The organism is Pedobacter sp. AC163 (genome assembly GCF_979258665.1).
In genome coordinates, this window is sequence record NZ_OZ409872.1 from 2823546 (window position 1) to 2840079 (window position 16534).

Below are 16534 nucleotides of genomic sequence, written 5' to 3' on the forward strand. Positions count from 1 at the left end.
TGAAAAAACAACATCAATGCAAAACCTAGCACCAATAGCCCTTTTTGTTTACAATCGTCCGCAACATACCGAACGTACGATAAAATTTTTGCAGGAAAATGATTTAGCTGGCAAAAGCAACTTGTTTATATTTTCAGATGGTGCAAAATCAAAATCAGAAGAAGAAAATGTTGCAGAAGTAAGAGCGCTGATTAACAAAGTTGAAGGTTTTAAATCTGTAAAGGTATTTGAGCGAAAAGAAAATGCTGGTTTAGCGAATTCCGTGATAGAAGGCGTAACCAAACTGATTAAGGATTACGATCAAGTGATCGTTTTGGAGGATGATTTGATCATTTCACCGCATACGCTGAGGTATTTTAACGATGCCCTAAATCGCTATCGCGATGAAGAAAAAGTAATGCATATCGGCGCCTACATGTATCCTTTAAAGGCAGAGGATTTACCGCAATCATTTTTTTACAGAGCCGCTACCAGTTGGGGATGGGCCACCTGGGGGAGAGCTTGGAAGAATTTCGAGCCAAACATTGATACGCTCATCAAACAATTTGATAAGAAGAAAAAATCGGCATTTTCGATAGAAAATAAAATGAATTTCTGGAAACAGATGCTCGAATTTAAAAAAGGCAAAAACAACAGTTGGGCTATTCGCTGGTATGCTTCCATATTTTTGAAAGGTGGATTAACCCTAAACCCATCCCAGTCTCTGGTGAATAATATTGGGCATGACGGAACTGGTGTGCACTCCGGAATCAACGATATTTATAACGTGGTAATCAACCCAAAACCCATTACTGAATTTCCAGAGGTGATAGAGGAAGACAAAAAAGCCTATCAAGTCATCAAGCACTTTCTATCCACCAGAAAAGGAAATATGGTTTTGAGGGTGAAACGTTTTGTAAGAGAAAAGTTAGCTCAATATTTTTCCAAATAATCAAATTTATTCTTAGTAATTTGGCTTACCGAAGATAACAATATGAGAATAATATCCCTGTTTTTACTGTTCCTGTCAATAAATACCTATGCTCAAAATGCGCCTGAAACTTATGGCGCTCTTCCATCAAAAAGACAGCTTGGCTGGCATGATGTAGAAGTGTACGGCTTAATTCATTTTACACCTACTACCTTTGAGAATAAAGAATGGGGCTTTGGTGATGCAGACCCAAAGACGTTTAATCCAGCTAACTTCGATGCTGAACAAATTATTGCCGCAGCTAAAGCAGGTGGATTAAAAGGAATTATTCTAGTAGCCAAGCACCACGACGGTTTTGCATTATGGCCAACGAAAACAGCAGATTATAATATTAATAAAAGTCCGTTTCGAAATGGAAAGGGAGATTTGGTAAGAGAAGTGGAGCAGGCGGTAAGAAAAGCTGGCTTAAAATTCGGCATTTATTGCTCGCCATGGGACAGAAATAATCCGCTTTATGGCACCGATAAATATTTAGCCATCTATCAAGCGCAGCTTAAAGAATTATACGGCAACTACGGAGAATTATTTATGAGCTGGCACGACGGAGCAAATGGTGGTGACGGTTATTATGGTGGAGCCCGAGAAAAACGTTCCATTGATAACACAACCTATTATGACTGGGCAAATACCTGGGGCATTACCAGAAAAATGCAACCTATGGCCAATATTTTTAGTGACATCGGACTAGACATCAGGTGGGTGGGAAATGAAGACGGGCATGCCGCGGAAACCAGTTGGGCTACTTTTACACCAATGCCACCAAAAGGAAAAAATGTTGCAGTACCTGGTCAGGCAAACTATCCTGAGAGCCCTGAGGGAATAAGAAACGGTAAATTTTGGATGCCTGCAGAATGTGATGTTCCTTTGCGAAAAGGCTGGTTCTATCATCCTACCGAAAAACCAAAATCCCCTGAAATGCTTTTCGAACTGTATTTAAAAAGCGTTGGACGAGGCGCCGGTCTGGATTTAGGCTTAGCGCCAGATACACGGGGGCAGTTACATGATGATGATGTGTTAGCACTAAAAACTTTTGGGGAAATGGTTAAAAATACGTTCGCGAATAACTTTGCCAAAAATGCTAGCATAACGGCCAGTAATACACGAAAAAGTTATTCCGTAAATAAGTTGATTGATAATAATAAGGAAACTTATTGGGCCACAACAGATAATAACCATACTGCAAGCCTGGAGATTAATTTGAAATCGCCTAAAACATTTGATATTGTTAGCCTGCAAGAATACATCCCGCTTGGTCAAAGAATAGAAGCTTACAATATTGAGATATTGGAGAATAACAGCTGGAAAAAGATTTACGATGGAACCAGTATTGGCGCCAAAAGATTAATCAAATTGGATCAGCCTGTAACCACAAACAAAGTGAAGATCAACATTACTCAATCGCCGGTTTGTATCACTTTGAGCGAAATCGGATTGTATAAAAAAAGCTTATAAAGGCTTTTTTGCCTGCAAAATAATGTAAGGGGATAAGGCCTGGCTTTCAAAGGGAATAATTTTAGTAAAAACTTTACCCGTTAACCATACGGCTTTTTTAAAAAGCTTAACACCGGCAGATTTTTGGCTTTCGTTTTCGAGCCAAACACTAAACCTGCCAAAGTAGCCTGATTTAACTTCGTCCATTCCTGCTGTTTCGCAAATGGATTTAAGCAATTCGGGGTTCATGCTATCGATGTTATGTTTATCGTAATTTTCTTTATCGAAGTTTTTTTGGAACCAGCCATTTACCGCTTTAAAGTTTGGAAGGGTGATGAAAAGTGTTCCGCCAGGCTTTACAAAGGCAATATGGCGGTTTATAATATCGGCAGTATCATTAAAATGCTCAATTAAACCGCAACTCAACACTAAATCATATTGCTGATCTGGGTGATAATTGAATAAGTCGGTTTCGATAATATGAATATCTTTTTCTTTCAAGCCATTCTTTTCCAACAAATCCACCACTACAGGAGGATGAATAAAATAATCCAACAGCGTTACCTCTAGCTTGAGATATTTCTTCAAAAAAACGGCATAATAACCTGGAAATCCGCCAAGTTCTATAGCTGTTTTAACATTATTTTGAGCCACAATTTCTCCGAGCTGGCGATGGAATACATAAGTTGCTGGAATTTGGACTGCAAGTCCTTTTTTACTTTCCCAATAATTTACCCAAAAATCCCTGTCAGTTAATAAATTCGCCATATCTTAAAATAATTCCAAAGGCCAAAGAAACGGAAAAATTTGAAAATATCTCTTCAACTAAAATTTCCTTCTCATTGATTACTTATCGTTGTAGTGACCTGCAGATGTAAGCACTAATACAATCAACTTATCATCATCTATACGATATACTAAACGATGCTTTTGGGAGATTCTCCTTGAGTAGCAACCAGCTAAACCATATTTCTTCAGCTCTGGCTTGCCTGTTCCATCTTTAGGATGATTAGATAATTCAGTTATAAGTTTTTGTGCTTTTTTAAACGCTAAGGGCTCTGATTTTTTAAGTCCTTTTAAATCTTCAATAGCCTGCAAAGTAAACACTACGGTATACATTACAAATTTTTAAAAAAATTTTCCAGTTCTTCACCACTCCCGCCCTTCAATATTTTTCCTTCTTCTACTTGAAGAATAGCGTTCTTGATTTTCTGAACCACCTGCGGGGAGAAATAAATATCTTCATTAGTTATTGGAGAAATCGCATAGGCCTTGTTCTTTCCTCTCTGAATGATAATTTGCTCCCCATTATCAAGCTTATCCATATACTCCGCTTGTCTTTCTCGAAATTCTCTACTACTTACTACTAACATAACCAACTTTTAGTGTACCATTATGGTACAAATATAAAGATTAAAATTAAGATTTCTTGTCGGATTTGGTAGCAGCATTACTGCTCATTAACCTTATTTCAAATCTTTTAAAATTTCCGCAACAGCTTTTTCCAACTGCGGATCTTTATCGGCCAATCGATCTTCGAAGGTATTTTTTACAAAAATATCTGGCTTAACACCTTCGCTTTCGAGGTTCTTACCATCCATCGTATAACATCCCCATGAAGGCAAACGATAAGATGATCCATCCACCAAACTTTTAGCTGAAGTAAAAATAATCCAACGATAAGTTTCAGTTCCTATAATTTTACCCAATTTCAATTGCTTGAAGCCAGCAGCAGTCATTTCTGCATCACTGAGCGATTGTTCATTGATAAGCAATACAATAGGTTTTGCTGCCGGACCGAAGTTACTTTGCGGTGCCAATTTACCACCACGGTACTTCCACTGCAAATACGGACGTTGAGAAAGAAACTTCAACACTTCATCATGTACATTGCCCCCTGTATTATAGCGTAAATCTAAAATGATGGCATCTTTATTTTCTTCCTGAGCGACCATATCCAAAAGGAAAGTTTCCAATTCACCACCACCCATATTTTTCATATAAGAATAGGCAATGCGATTATTCCCCCATTTATCTACATTCTTACGGTTGTTCGAGATCCACTCATCGTAAAGATTCCCACGTAAAGTTCCTGCACTTTCAGGATGGATGTTTACATAAATCTGTTTGCCTTTTCTATCAAAGGTCAGCGTCATCTCTTTATCTAATGATGGCTTGCTGAAGTAATAATCGCGATCAATATTTTCATCCACCTTAACGCCATTTACCTCGGTTAAAATATCTCCTGGTAAAATATTGGTTCCGGTACGTGCAGCATTGCTTTTTGCTGCAACTCGCTCTACTTTCAAAGGGTTTTCATTGTCGAAAATAATCCCGGTTTCGTTAGTGGTATAAGTTAAGTTCTTCCTTTCCTCAGCACCTGCACTATTAAAACCCATGTGCGATGAATTCAATTCGCCGAGCATATCGTTCAGTAAAATTCTTAAATCGCTGCGGTTATTTACATAGGGAAGATAGGCCGCATAACGGGTTTTCATCTTCTCCCAATCTACACCATGAAATTTTTCATCGTAGAAATTTTCATCCAAACCCACCCAGGTTTCATAAAACATTTGGTTAAATTCAGCATTTAGATTCCTTGTAAATTTATAGCCATGATCGATCTTATCAAGCTTATTCCCTTCTAAAGTATATTTGTTGATCACACCTCTGGAAAGCACAAAAAACTTATCTCCAGCTTGAACCATTGAATAATCACCCCCATCTGCAACTTTTTCCGTTTTATTGGCTTCAAAAGGTTCAATAGTTGTTCTGTAAATACCAGGTGCGCCACCCTCATGATTCGATGAATAGAAAACGTAGGTTTTATCACCCTTGGCGAAAGCATCTGTACCAAATTGCCCACCAAAAGCAGGACCAACCAGTTCAATTCTGTCGAGAATATCTTGCGTATTGATGGTAATTACGGCGGCGGGTTTAGGCGTTGGCTTTACTTCGGTTTTCTTTTTAGTGGTATCTGCCTTTCCTTTTTTGGTTTTCGTTTCAACAATTGCTGGCTTAACCTCGGCAGGTTTGGTTTCCTTAAATAGATCATCAAATTTATCCGAGCGGTAAGGCTCATCGTAATTGTTCAAAGCCATGCGGTAAATGTGCGCATTCGACATTCCTGTTGGATAAGATGGTTTCGTGCGGGCACTGGTGAAGAAAATGTATTTGCCATCTGGCGACCATGAAGGGCCGGTTTCTGTTACGCCCGTATTGGTGAGGTTGATTGTCTTATTGTTTTTTAAATGATGAACGAGGATATCTTGCTCAAAATTTCGATAGACGGTAAATAAAACATATTCATCATTTGGAGAAAAACTTGGCGCTGAATTTTGAAAAGCCCAAAACTCATCGGTTACAAGGGTCTTGCTATCAAAAGTTTTCAAGTCCATTAACCTCAACTCGTTTCTCCCACTTAAGTAAACCGCCATCGTTTTGGCTTTATTTAGGGTGATATCTCTATTGTTCGCTTTATCTTTTGTAAGTTGTTTAATCGTCCCTTTTCCATCGCCGGTAATGGTAAACCAGTTTTGAAAACCATTTGCTGTTTGACTAAAAAGAATAGTTTTATTATCAGCAAGCCACTTACATTCTAAGGCTCGCTCACCACTATTCGTAATTTTCCTAACGAACTTGCCATCAGCATCACTTACAAAAACTTCACCACGAGAAATAAAAGCGATTTTTTTTCCATCTGTTGAGGCATCAAAAGCTGAGATATTTGCCCTCACATCATACTCTTGCTCTTTACTCAATACCTGATTTCTTGATGTACTGATGCTTACTTTTTCTGTTTTCTTAGCAGCAACATCATAGGTGTAGAGCTGATAATCTTTCTCAAAGACTACAATCGTTCCGTTTGCAGCAACAAATGGACGCTTGATAGAAGTTTCGAATTTGGTTAAGCCAGTTTTCTGTCCGCCAATAAAAGTGTAAAGATTATATTCTTCATTACCTTCATCAGATACAAAAAACACATTGCCTTTGCGATCAACGCTGGTCCAAAAATCTTTTCCGATGTAATCGGTATAGCGCTTATAAGTTTTGGTTTTAGGATTGTAAGATTGAATATCAGGATTGTAAGCGCCTTTATAATGCTTGCGGTTAGGAAACCGCATACTTTCCCAGGTATCGTTAAAAAACAATTCTCCTGTAGGCGACTCTGCAATATGGTGCGTAGTATTGAAATAGTTGTTGAATAAACGTGTTGCCGTACCGCCATTAATACCCACCTTATAGCTGGAAAAAGAATTGTATCTACCTGAAGTGAAGTAGATTGTTTTCGAATCCCAACTCCAGTTATCCACTTCATCAGATGCATCATTAAAGGTAATTTGTTTAATCTCACCCCCATTTATTGGCATAACATAAACATCATTATTTCCAAATTGGTTGGAAGAAAATGCCAGCCATTTCCCATCAGGAGATACTTTTGGATTAATCTCTTCCCCTTGCATGGCCGTAACCCGATCGGCAACCCCACCTTTTACTGGCACTTTCCAAATGTCGCCATCATAACTGAATACTATGGTTTGCGCATCGGGCGTTAAAGCTGGATAAGATGCAAAATACGTTTGATTTTGGGCAAATGAATGACAAGGCAACAAAAACGCCATTGCTGTGAGCGATTTTAATAGGGATTTGATCATGATTTTGTTAGTTTGGCTTTGGTTGGATGAAATTACACAACAGATTTTATATTCGTAAACAATAAAATGTATTTTTGATTGATTTGAAAGTTGTACACCTAAATACTTATGATGGGAATGGCGGAGCTGGCAGAGCCTGTTTACGCTTAAGCGATGCGCTAAAAGCCAGCGGAATTGATTCAAAGGTTTTGGTTTACTATAAGTTTGGGCAGAATCCAAAAATTGATACCTTCAGCAAAACACCGATTCAGAAAGCGATGGCCGTTTATAATATCTTGTCAGAAAGATATTATGCGAAATGGTTAAGTAAATCGGTTAAAACGCCGTTTAGTTTGCAGTGGTTTGGCCGGTCGATTAAAAATCATCCCGATGTTAAAAATGCGGATATTATTCATTTGCATTGGATAAACCACGGTTTTCTTACGCCTAAATTTTTATCAGAGCTTGATGAATTGGAAAAACCAATCGTTTGGACTTTTCACGACAGCAACGCTTTTACAGGCGGTTGCCATGTAAGGTATGGCTGTGAAAATTTTCATCATCAATGCGGAAACTGCCCTATCTTGAAAATAAGCGGTGATAATGATATCTCTCATAAAACCTGGTTGCGCAAACAAAAAGCTTACGGCGAATTAAACTTCCATATTATAGCGCCCAGCAATTGGATGGCAAAATCTGTAAAGTTTAGCAGTTTGTTGGGCACCCGGAAAACTTCGGTGATACCGAACACCATCGAAACGAATGTGTTCAAGCCTTATGTAAAATCGGAAGCAAAAAAAATATTAAAAATTAACCCTGATAAATTTGTGTTAATGAGTGGTTTTATGCCCTCAAAGAACGACAAACACAAAGGAACGCCTTATTTAATCGAGGCGCTCGAAATTTTATCCCGTCGCACAGGCATTCAAAAATCAAATATCGAACTGGTTATTTTTGGAAATAAGGAGAACGTAGAAATGCCTGAGTTCCCCTTCAAAACGACCTTCCTCGGTACCATTAATAAAGATGATCATTTGGCCAAATGTTATTCAGCCGCTGATGCTTTCATCACACCATCTTTGGAAGATAATTTACCCAATACGGTGATGGAAAGTTTGGCTTGTGCCACACCAGTAATCGCTTTTACTACAGGCGGCATTCCAGATATGGTAAAGCATATGCAAAACGGTTACCTGGCCGAATATGAAAATGCGGAAGATTTAGCCAATGGGATCGAGTGGTTGTATCATCGCCCAAATAAAGAAGAGATACAAAAGGCTGCAAGGTTAAGCATATTATCCGATTTCTCTGAAGAGGTAATTGCAGCTGAACACATTCACTTGTATGAAACCCTGATCAATTTACAGCCGAAATAATATGGAACTCGCTAAAAGCCATCTTGATAATATTAAGGCCTTAAAATCGGCAATTCTGCAGAGCCGTTACAGGGCTGCCGCTCTTGTTAATAAAGAACTTTTATCCCTTTATTTTGCAGTAGGTAAATTTATTTCCCAAAAAATTGAAGAAGAAAAATGGGGTGCAAAAGTTATCGAAAATCTATCAGCCGATTTACAACTTGAGCTACCAGGTTTAAGAGGATTTTCGGCAACCAATATGAAACGGATGAGACTCTTTTTTGAGTCGTGGGAAGAACATTTATTAATTAGTCCGTCAGTGACGGCCAAATTAAAAACTATTGATTTACAAGAGATTACATTTAGTCCGTCAGTGACGGCCAAATTAGAAAACAGTTTTTCAAATGTAAGTTTCACACATCACGTTGAGCTATTACAAAGTACAAAATCGTTAGAAGAAAGAATCTTTTATATTCAAAAAACTGCTACAGAATTTTGGAGTCTAAGCACTCTGAAAAACCATTTAAAAAATCAAACTTTTCAAAAAACTGGCAGCTTACCCAATAATTTTTCCAAAACAATTACAAATGATGAAGCTAGGCAAAAAGCACTGCAATCATTTAAAGATGAGTACCTATTAGATTTCATTAATATCGAAGATAGTGATGAGAAAGATGAACGGGTTTTAGAAAGTGAAATCGTTCAAAATATCAAGAAATTCTTAATGTCATTGGGATCAGATTTTGCTTTTATTGGCAATCAATATCGATTAATTGTAGAAGATGAGGAATACTTTTTAGACCTTCTATTTTTTAATCGGCGTTTACAATGTTTGGTGGTTTTTGAGCTGAAAACCGGCAAATTTAAGCCTGAATATATGGGCAAAATGAATTTTTATTTATCAGCTTTAGATGAATATGTAAAGCAACCTCACGAACAACCATCAATTGGAATTATTCTATGTAAAGAAAAGAAAAATAAGATCGTAGAGTTTTCTTTTAGAGATTTTAATAAGGCAATGGGTGTTTCTACTTATAAAACCAGTCATGTTTTACCGGCAGCATATAAAGGCGTTTTGCCAGATGTTGAAACCCTTAAAAAATTAATGGACTAACAATGCCAAAACTAACTGTCATCACCATCGTATACAATAATGTTCGGGATATTGAGCGAACAATCCACTCTGTACTCAATCAAACCTATACACAAATAGAATACATTATTATCGATGGTAAATCTACAGACGGCACATTAGCAATTATCGAAAAATACAAAAGCAATATTTCCAAAATCGTTTCAGAACCTGATAAAGGGATTTATGATGCGATGAATAAAGGCCTCGCTTTGGCTACCGGCGATTATGTTTTGTTTATGAATTCGGGCGATGAAATATATGATGAGCAAACCGTAGAGGATGTTTTTGCTTCGGCCCCTGGTGCTGATATTTATTATGGCGAAACGGAAATGTACAATGATAATTGGGAAAGCCTGGGGCGAAGAAGACATGAGGCGCCGGAAAAATTTGACTGGACGAGCTTTAAATATGGAATGAACATCAGCCATCAGGCTATTTATATCCGCCGGAACATTATAGCCCCCTATGATTTAGCATACAAATACAGCTCAGATATCGATTGGATTATTAAGGCTGCCAAAAAAGCTTCAAGCATTGTGAATGTACATCGCTATGTGGCCAAATATTTGGTTGGCGGAATGAGTAAGAAGAAACACCGCGAAAGCTTGAAAGAGCGGTTTAATATCTTTACTAAATATTATGGTTTGATTCCGAATATTTTTAATCACTTGGTTATTGCAGGTAATCTGGCTTTTTATTTTGTTAAGCATAGAAGAACGAATGATTAGCTAGTTCAGTAGTAATTGTTTATCATTCTCCTAAAAGATCAAAAGTCAGATCGCTCTTTCTCTATGGCTCAGCAGATCCGTTTTATCGGCTTGATTGTCATTCTGAACGCAGTGAAGAATCCCCAACCTACTAACCGATGTCCCAAATATTTATACTGTACTAAATTGAAGTTTAGCTTTCATCGCCTAGAGATTCTTCGTGCCTCAGAATGAAAAAACTCCAAACCCAATCGCAATTTCAAAAAACAAAAATTCCTATAAAGCTGTATTTAATACATCACCTATTAAAAACAGAAAGATTATGGGACAATTAAGTAACCGCACAATAGCTGTACTTTCAGAAAGCGGATTTGAAGAAGTTGAATTAACCGAGCCAGTAAAAAGGTTAAAAGAAGAGGGGGCAACCGTTCACATCATCTCCTCTAAAAATGGAAAAATTAAAGCATGGGATCAGGATCACTGGTCGATAGAAGTTGATGTAGATAAAACCATCTCGGAAGCAAATGCTGATGATTATAACGGTTTGCTTTTACCAGGTGGTGTAATCAACCCAGATGAATTGCGTGTAAATGAAGATGCAATTGCCTTCGTGAAATCATTTTTTGCAGCTGGAAAACCTGTTGCAGCCATTTGCCACGGCCCGCAAACATTAATTAATGCTGATGTTGTGGAAGGCAGAAAATTAACATCAGTTAAAAATATTTCGCAGGATTTAATAAACGCTGGAGCAATTTGGAGCGACGAAGAAGTGGTAGTTGACCAGGGCTTGGTAACCAGCCGAACTCCAAAAGATTTGCCAGCATTTAACGATAAAATTGTAGAGGAATTTGCCGAAGGCGTACATGAAGGACAGCACGCCTAAATGTTTTCGACGCTCTTTCTAGATTCACTCAAAAAACGGTTGGCAATTTGTCAACCGTTTTATTTATAACTTAACCTGGCGGATGATATTTTTAATATTCAATTCAATAATATCAGTCATGTTTTTGCACCTTAAATAGTTCTTGTCCTTAAAATAATCGCTCATGCTTTGTTTCAAAACGGCAATATTTTCTGGCGTAGTTAATTCTTCCTTGTTCGAAACATCACGCAAATCGGTTAAACGGTGGCGCTCACTGCGTACGCGATGCACAATAGAAGAACGTTCTTCCTGCTGATATTGAAGTACGGTTTTTTCGGTTAGCTGTTCCATACTCATTTTAACATAGGGCAAATTTTCCTTAAAAAACTGAGGCAGGTAAACCTTCAAATTTCCTTCGTAAAATTGCTGGTCAAAGTCGATTGCCCGAATGCGAAATTGAATATCATCAAAGTCGGGTGTAATTTGAACTACAAAATTATACGCCCTCATATCGCCCAACAGCATAATTAAACAGCGCTCATTAAATTTTACGAATTCTTTTGCAATTCGCGTCGGATTGAATTCTGGAGTATACAATTGTCCTTTGGTAAAAACATCACCTGGAATGCCTGCAATGTGTTCTTCTACCAAAGTATCGCCATCAACTAAATAATTCACCTGGTTTGGGGAAAGAATTTCCTCCATTTCGAGACCATAAATACGCGAAGCATCAGCTTTTTTAATATAAAAATAATCGTAAACGTCATTTAAGCGATTAACGATCCTGATGCGGAAAGGATGTGTGTTTCCGAAAGTGCAATACTCAATCTTATCAATGTATTTATGTTCAACGATACGAAGATTTCCAGAAGCTTTGAGGTTGGCGTATATTTCTTTTAAACCGTTATGCAGGGTTTCGATGAGGTCTTGTGCATAAATCGGTCCCTCCCAAAGTGAATCTTTTCCAAATTTATCCATCAATGGAAATGCCTCATTAAACTGCATCAAATCGTTATAACCGATAGGCAATTTAGCTTCACGCTGATAAGTACGAAGGTACTTTTGCAATGCTTGTGTAACCGGAAAAATCGGTTTCTTTTTCAGGATTTTTACGTCGTCATTTTCCATTGAAAGCAATGTAGGGTTTTAAAAATTAAACGCAAAGAATTTAAAGCAAGCGCAGAGAAAGTAAAGCTTATAATCAAGCTTGATTAACAAATTTCTCAATTTCTGATTATATAGGCCGATAACATGAACGGTCGTCATCCTCAGCTTGACTGGGGATCTTAATGCAAAAAATAGTAAAATTTTTTGGGGTTCTTAGCTGCGATAGAAAGATATTAGCTTGGTATTGCAATTGCTAAAGCATTGCAATATTAATAGAATGAATGTTAAATCCAAACCTTGTTTCTTTGCGAAAAACTTTGCGACTTTGCGGCTAAATAATTTTAAGGATAACTAAAAGGCATTTCCGCCAAATACCTGCTTATTTTCCGATATGGATAATCGCCAGCACCACCCGCAGCAAACTGAACAATAATGGTATTCGTTTTAGGATCGATATAAAGTCGCTGCCCCAACATCCCTTCAGCAGCATAATCTCCATTTCCGCCCGTTTGCGGAACCCACCACAAATAATTATGAGCAGATTTTTGCCAGCCTTTTGCCGATGCCGGTTGCTCAGCGCCTATACTAATGGATTGTTTCACCCATTCTTCTGGAATGATCTGATGATTATTATACTTTCCATCATTGAGATACAGTCGACCAATTTTAGCTAAATCGATAGCGGTAACCTGAAATCTGCTTGCAGTGTTGGCTAATCCCTTAATGTGGTCTAATCCGAAAGAGGCATTGTATTCAGCTCCTATTTTTCGCCAGATATTTTCTTCAAAAGATTGAGCCACAGATTTACCCGTTGCCCTTTCTAAAATCCAGCCTAATAGTATTGGGTCAATACTTTTATATTTCCAAACGGTACCAGGTTTATTTACCAGCCTCACTTTCATCAGTTCAGCTTTCATATCGTGGGTATAATAATATTTGGCTTCATCAGAAAAAAATGCTTTCAGAACACCACCAAATGCATCCTTAAACTCTAATCCCGATTTCATATCCAATAGGTTTTTAATGGTGATATGATCAAATGCCTGATTGGATTTCAACTCCGGAAGATAATCGCTAACCTTATCGTTTAAACTTTTGATATCGCCATTGGCCAAAGCCACACCAAGCAAAATAGAAACCATACTTTTGGCGCCAGAAAATATAGAAGTTAAAGTGCTGTCGCTATAACCCGCAGCATATTTCTGATAGAGAATGCTATCATTCCGAATGACGATAAAGGCTTTTAATTTCCCCTTTTGGAAATAATCAGAAAAAGAAACAAACTGTTTATTGCCATCCCGAACTTTCAAAGTATCAAGATCAATTCTCATTTTCGAAGCAGAAAAGAAACGAAACACAGAATCGCTTTTATGTACAATTTCTTGTGGAAAAGCCTTATAAGTATTGGCATCAGGCGTACGATACCATAAAACCCGCATCAAATACGGATGCCAGATAAATAGACCTGCGAAAATAAGAAGTACAGCAAGGAAAAAGTAAAATAATGCCTTTTTGAAGATTTTCATCAATATAGATTCCAGCGACAAATATAAAAGATTATGCCTGTTGCTGAACTTCTTTATGCGAAAAACTCGCCGCTTTCTCTTTCGGTTTATATTTCCACCGGCGGTGGCTCCATAGCCAATAAGCAGGCTCCTCCATGATAATTTCTTCCAAAAAACGAGTATGTAATTCTGTAATTTCGAATTCTTCTGTAGCTGCTGGATTTAAGCAAAGCGGCACACAATCCACCTCATAATATCCCCGCTTTAAAACCTTAACCTTGAAATAAAAAATGGGTTGATTGGTTTTCCTCGAAATTTTTTCGATGCCAAGCTGAATAGAAGCCTGCTGATGCAAAAAGCTTGTCCAATAATGTGATTCATCTTTTGATGGCGCTTGGTCGTTGCCAAAACTGAAGATACTGGCGGCACCTTTGCTGGCTGCAAGCGCCCGCATGGTTTGGCGCATTGGCACTAACCTATTTCCAAATCGGCTACGCACTTTCTTAAACCACTTATCAAAAGTTTTATTGCTTAAAGGCTTGTAAATAGGATAATGATCTGCATTGAAATTTAAGCCTATTCCCAAAGTGCCCCACTCCCAATTACCATAATGTGCTGAACATACCAAAATGCTTTCGCCCCGATCGAGATAGGCTTTTACGATCTCTTTATTCCTGAAAACGAAACGTTTTTCGATCTCCTTTTTCGAAATATTGCTCATCTTAACAATTTCGAAAATAAGTGTAGAAAGGTATTTGAAAAAACGTTTCTCAATATGTTGGATTTCGATTAACGTTTTATCTGGAAGGGCACGGGTTAAGTTAGTTCTAACTACTTTTTTACGGTAACCGAAAACCCGGTAAATGAGCACATAGCTCATATCAGCTAATGCATACAAGATGGGTAATGGCAGCAACGATAATACGCCTAAAAAAAATATCCCCAGATGGGAAATCCCCTTTTTAATCATATCAGATTAATTAATTCAAAAACTGAAAACACGATAAAAACTCAAAAAGATTTATGTGTTTGCCATTCTTATCAAAAACTTAAGCCAAACTAGCAGAAATGCCTCCCTCATTCTCTAATAAACTAATTGGTTTAGGCTGTGGTTTATATTTCCATCTACGGTGGCTCCACAACCAATAAGACGGCTTTTCCTCAATCATTTCTTCAAGGAAACGAGTATGCATTTCTGTGATTTCAAATTCTTGAGTTTGATTGGGATGCAAGCAGATTGGAACACAATCCACTTCATAGTAGCCTCTTTTCAAATAGTTGATTTTTAAATAAAACACTGGTCTATTTGTTTTTTTAGCAATCTTTTCTATGCCCAACTGAACAGAAGTTTCCTGATGTAAAAAGTTAGTCCAATAAATAGACTCGTCTTTTGATGGTGCTTGGTCGCTTCCGAAAGTGAACATACTGGCTGAATTTTTACTCGCCTGAATGGCCCTCAAAGTTTGACGCATGGCAACCATGTGATTGCCAAATTTACTTCTCATGTTTAAAAACCAATGATCGAAACTTTCGCTGCTTAAAGGCTTGTAAATGGGATAGTGTTGCCCCGAAAAATTTAAACCAATTGCCATACACACCCATTCGTAATTACCATAGTGCGACGAGCAAAAAAGTACGCTTTCATTATTCTGAAGGTAAGCTTCAACTAAATCGGCATTTTTAAATTTTACACGTTTACTAAGCTCCTTTTTCGAGATGCTTTTCATTTTGATGATCTCGATAAACAGCGAGGATAAAAACTTGTAATATGCTTTTTCTACGGCTTTAAGTTCCAATGCGCTTTTATCTGGGAAAGCATTGTATAAATTCTCCCTCACCACTTTTCTACGATACTTAACAACGTAGAAAATCAATAAATAAAAAGCATCAGCTAATCTATAAAGTAGAAATAGTGGTAAAAGAGAAAGTGCGTTTAATAAAAATATTCCCAGAAAGGATAGGCTCTTATTAATCATAAATGGGATTGATTAGTTTGGTAATGCCAGCAAAATTAAAAGGACAATTAAACCCATCTGCCATGGAAATGTTAGTTTTTTATTCCGTGAAGTTGTTTGAAAATGGGATGACAGAAAATCAATCGAGCGATTGAAAATTATGGAATTTAATTATCAAAAGAATCTTTATATAAATTATAAGATGATATGATTAAGGTTCTAGCGTTGAATATTTTTTGCTTGATAACTTTCAGTTTATTTTCCCAACAGATAAAAAAAAGTGAAAACATCATTTATCCTTATAATGATGACCGTTTTTTAGAAGTTCCTGCACAATTCCCCGGTGGTTATCCGGCACTGAAAAACTTTATAAAACATAATTTGAAATGGCCTGGTCCTAATTTGTGCGGGCAAGGAAAGGTATATGTTCAATTTATTATAGAAAAAACAGGAAAAATATCAGGACAAAAAATTCTGAAGGGAATGACCGGAACCAATGAAGAGGCTTTAAGAGTCATTAGGCTAATGCCTAAATGGATTCCAGCGTACGAATTAGGTTCAAAACGAAAAATATCCAGTATAGTTATTCTTCCAATAAACTTTTCGCTTCAATGATTTCAAACGAAAACAGAGCCGCACTATTAATTTCAGAAATTCTATTAAAGCGGCATCCATTTAAATTGGTTGAAAGACGTACATTCAAAAGAGTGACAAACTCAGCTTTTCCTAAAACCTCACCCTAACTAAGTTTGTGCTATGGCAAAATCGTAGCCATCCCTCTCCTTGAGGAGAGGGAAACCAAGAGTAATGGTTTAAACCCTGATTTCCATCTTGAAGAAGAAAAACCCATCAATACAAAAAAGCCCCGATTGA

Annotated in this window: 15 protein-coding genes; 7 read left to right on the plus strand and 8 right to left on the minus strand. The window is 37.4% G+C overall.

The features are described from left to right. Positions 1–16: 16 nt before the first annotated feature. Together ACZZZK_RS12125 and ACZZZK_RS12130 are read left to right on the plus strand one after the other, a co-directional pair. Complete coding sequence (locus tag ACZZZK_RS12125) at positions 17–931, plus strand: glycosyltransferase (protein ID WP_463484368.1); 915 nt, start codon at positions 17–19, stop codon at positions 929–931. A 42-nt stretch (positions 932–973) separates the two neighbouring features. Next, complete coding sequence (locus ACZZZK_RS12130) at positions 974–2422, plus strand: alpha-L-fucosidase (RefSeq protein WP_463484369.1); 1449 nt, start codon at positions 974–976, stop codon at positions 2420–2422. Here the strand turns inward: ACZZZK_RS12130 and ACZZZK_RS12135 are convergent. From ACZZZK_RS12135 to ACZZZK_RS12150, 4 genes are all read right to left on the minus strand, one after another. Continuing rightward, entirely contained in the window at positions 2417–3169 is a 753-nt protein-coding gene (locus tag ACZZZK_RS12135) for a methyltransferase domain-containing protein (protein WP_463484370.1), read from the minus strand. The two genes, ACZZZK_RS12130 and ACZZZK_RS12135, sit on opposite strands and share 6 nt — an antisense overlap. Positions 3170–3247: 78 nt before the next feature. Then, positions 3248–3520: a Txe/YoeB family addiction module toxin gene (locus tag ACZZZK_RS12140; protein ID WP_463484371.1), complete on the minus strand. Its 273-nt coding sequence runs from the start codon at positions 3518–3520 to the stop codon at positions 3248–3250. After that, positions 3520–3774, minus strand: coding sequence for a hypothetical protein (locus ACZZZK_RS12145; protein ID WP_463484372.1), 255 nt, complete (start codon positions 3772–3774; stop codon positions 3520–3522). Before ACZZZK_RS12145 ends, ACZZZK_RS12140 begins: the two co-directional genes overlap by 1 nt. A 93-nt stretch (positions 3775–3867) precedes the next feature. Beyond that, positions 3868–7056 (minus strand): S41 family peptidase, encoded by a 3189-nt coding sequence (locus tag ACZZZK_RS12150; RefSeq protein ID WP_463484373.1) that lies wholly within the window; start codon positions 7054–7056, stop codon positions 3868–3870. A 74-nt stretch (positions 7057–7130) separates the two neighbouring features. Between ACZZZK_RS12150 and ACZZZK_RS12155 the strand changes: the two genes are divergently transcribed. The 4 genes from ACZZZK_RS12155 (at position 7131) to ACZZZK_RS12170 (ending at position 11115) form a co-directional block, all read left to right on the plus strand. Next, positions 7131–8411: a glycosyltransferase gene (locus tag ACZZZK_RS12155; protein ID WP_463484374.1), complete on the plus strand. Its 1281-nt coding sequence runs from the start codon at positions 7131–7133 to the stop codon at positions 8409–8411. A gap of 1 nt (position 8412) precedes the next feature. Beyond that, on the plus strand, positions 8413–9504 hold the full coding sequence (locus tag ACZZZK_RS12160; protein ID WP_463484375.1) for a PDDEXK nuclease domain-containing protein: 1092 nt from the start codon (positions 8413–8415) through the stop codon (positions 9502–9504). Positions 9505–9506: 2 nt separating this feature from the next. Beyond that, positions 9507–10253: a glycosyltransferase family 2 protein gene (locus tag ACZZZK_RS12165; protein WP_463484376.1), complete on the plus strand. Its 747-nt coding sequence runs from the start codon at positions 9507–9509 to the stop codon at positions 10251–10253. A gap of 301 nt (positions 10254–10554) precedes the next feature. Further along, positions 10555–11115, plus strand: coding sequence for a type 1 glutamine amidotransferase domain-containing protein (locus ACZZZK_RS12170; protein WP_463484377.1), 561 nt, complete (start codon positions 10555–10557; stop codon positions 11113–11115). Positions 11116–11178: 63 nt separating this feature from the next. Here the strand turns inward: ACZZZK_RS12170 and ACZZZK_RS12175 are convergent, their stop codons facing one another. From ACZZZK_RS12175 to ACZZZK_RS12190, 4 genes are all read right to left on the minus strand, one after another. Further along, positions 11179–12222, minus strand: a complete 1044-nt coding sequence (locus ACZZZK_RS12175) for a hypothetical protein (RefSeq protein WP_463484378.1) — start codon at positions 12220–12222, stop codon at positions 11179–11181. Between the two features lie 320 nt (positions 12223–12542). Further along, positions 12543–13727: a serine hydrolase domain-containing protein gene (locus ACZZZK_RS12180; RefSeq protein WP_463484379.1), complete on the minus strand. Its 1185-nt coding sequence runs from the start codon at positions 13725–13727 to the stop codon at positions 12543–12545. 31 nt (positions 13728–13758) lie between these two features. Further along, positions 13759–14676, minus strand: coding sequence for a lysophospholipid acyltransferase family protein (locus ACZZZK_RS12185; protein ID WP_463484380.1), 918 nt, complete (start codon positions 14674–14676; stop codon positions 13759–13761). Positions 14677–14755: 79 nt separating this feature from the next. Next, on the minus strand, positions 14756–15682 hold the full coding sequence (locus ACZZZK_RS12190; RefSeq protein WP_463484381.1) for a lysophospholipid acyltransferase family protein: 927 nt from the start codon (positions 15680–15682) through the stop codon (positions 14756–14758). 186 nt (positions 15683–15868) lie between these two features. On the opposite strand from ACZZZK_RS12190, the gene ACZZZK_RS12195 reads away from it, so the two are divergent. Then, positions 15869–16276, plus strand: coding sequence for an energy transducer TonB (locus tag ACZZZK_RS12195; protein WP_463484382.1), 408 nt, complete (start codon positions 15869–15871; stop codon positions 16274–16276). The last annotated feature ends 258 nt before the right edge of the window (positions 16277–16534 follow it).

Bases quoted from the DNA above. Each gene is read 5' to 3' on its own strand.
- ACZZZK_RS12135 (WP_463484370.1), bottom strand. From the start codon at position 3,169: ATGGCGAATTTATTAACTGACAGGGATTTTTGGGTAAATTATTGGGAA.
- ACZZZK_RS12125 (WP_463484368.1), top strand. From the start codon at position 17: ATGCAAAACCTAGCACCAATAGCCCTTTTTGTTTACAATCGTCCGCAA.
- ACZZZK_RS12170 (WP_463484377.1), top strand. From the start codon at position 10,555: ATGGGACAATTAAGTAACCGCACAATAGCTGTACTTTCAGAAAGCGGA.
- ACZZZK_RS12145 (WP_463484372.1), bottom strand. From the start codon at position 3,774: ATGTTAGTAGTAAGTAGTAGAGAATTTCGAGAAAGACAAGCGGAGTAT.
- ACZZZK_RS12180 (WP_463484379.1), bottom strand. From the start codon at position 13,727: ATGAAAATCTTCAAAAAGGCATTATTTTACTTTTTCCTTGCTGTACTT.
- ACZZZK_RS12165 (WP_463484376.1), top strand. From the start codon at position 9,507: ATGCCAAAACTAACTGTCATCACCATCGTATACAATAATGTTCGGGAT.
- ACZZZK_RS12130 (WP_463484369.1), top strand. From the start codon at position 974: ATGAGAATAATATCCCTGTTTTTACTGTTCCTGTCAATAAATACCTAT.
- ACZZZK_RS12160 (WP_463484375.1), top strand. From the start codon at position 8,413: ATGGAACTCGCTAAAAGCCATCTTGATAATATTAAGGCCTTAAAATCG.
- ACZZZK_RS12140 (WP_463484371.1), bottom strand. From the start codon at position 3,520: ATGTATACCGTAGTGTTTACTTTGCAGGCTATTGAAGATTTAAAAGGA.
- ACZZZK_RS12150 (WP_463484373.1), bottom strand. From the start codon at position 7,056: ATGATCAAATCCCTATTAAAATCGCTCACAGCAATGGCGTTTTTGTTG.
- ACZZZK_RS12190 (WP_463484381.1), bottom strand. From the start codon at position 15,682: ATGATTAATAAGAGCCTATCCTTTCTGGGAATATTTTTATTAAACGCA.
- ACZZZK_RS12185 (WP_463484380.1), bottom strand. From the start codon at position 14,676: ATGATTAAAAAGGGGATTTCCCATCTGGGGATATTTTTTTTAGGCGTA.
- ACZZZK_RS12195 (WP_463484382.1), top strand. From the start codon at position 15,869: ATGATTAAGGTTCTAGCGTTGAATATTTTTTGCTTGATAACTTTCAGT.
- ACZZZK_RS12175 (WP_463484378.1), bottom strand. From the start codon at position 12,222: ATGGAAAATGACGACGTAAAAATCCTGAAAAAGAAACCGATTTTTCCG.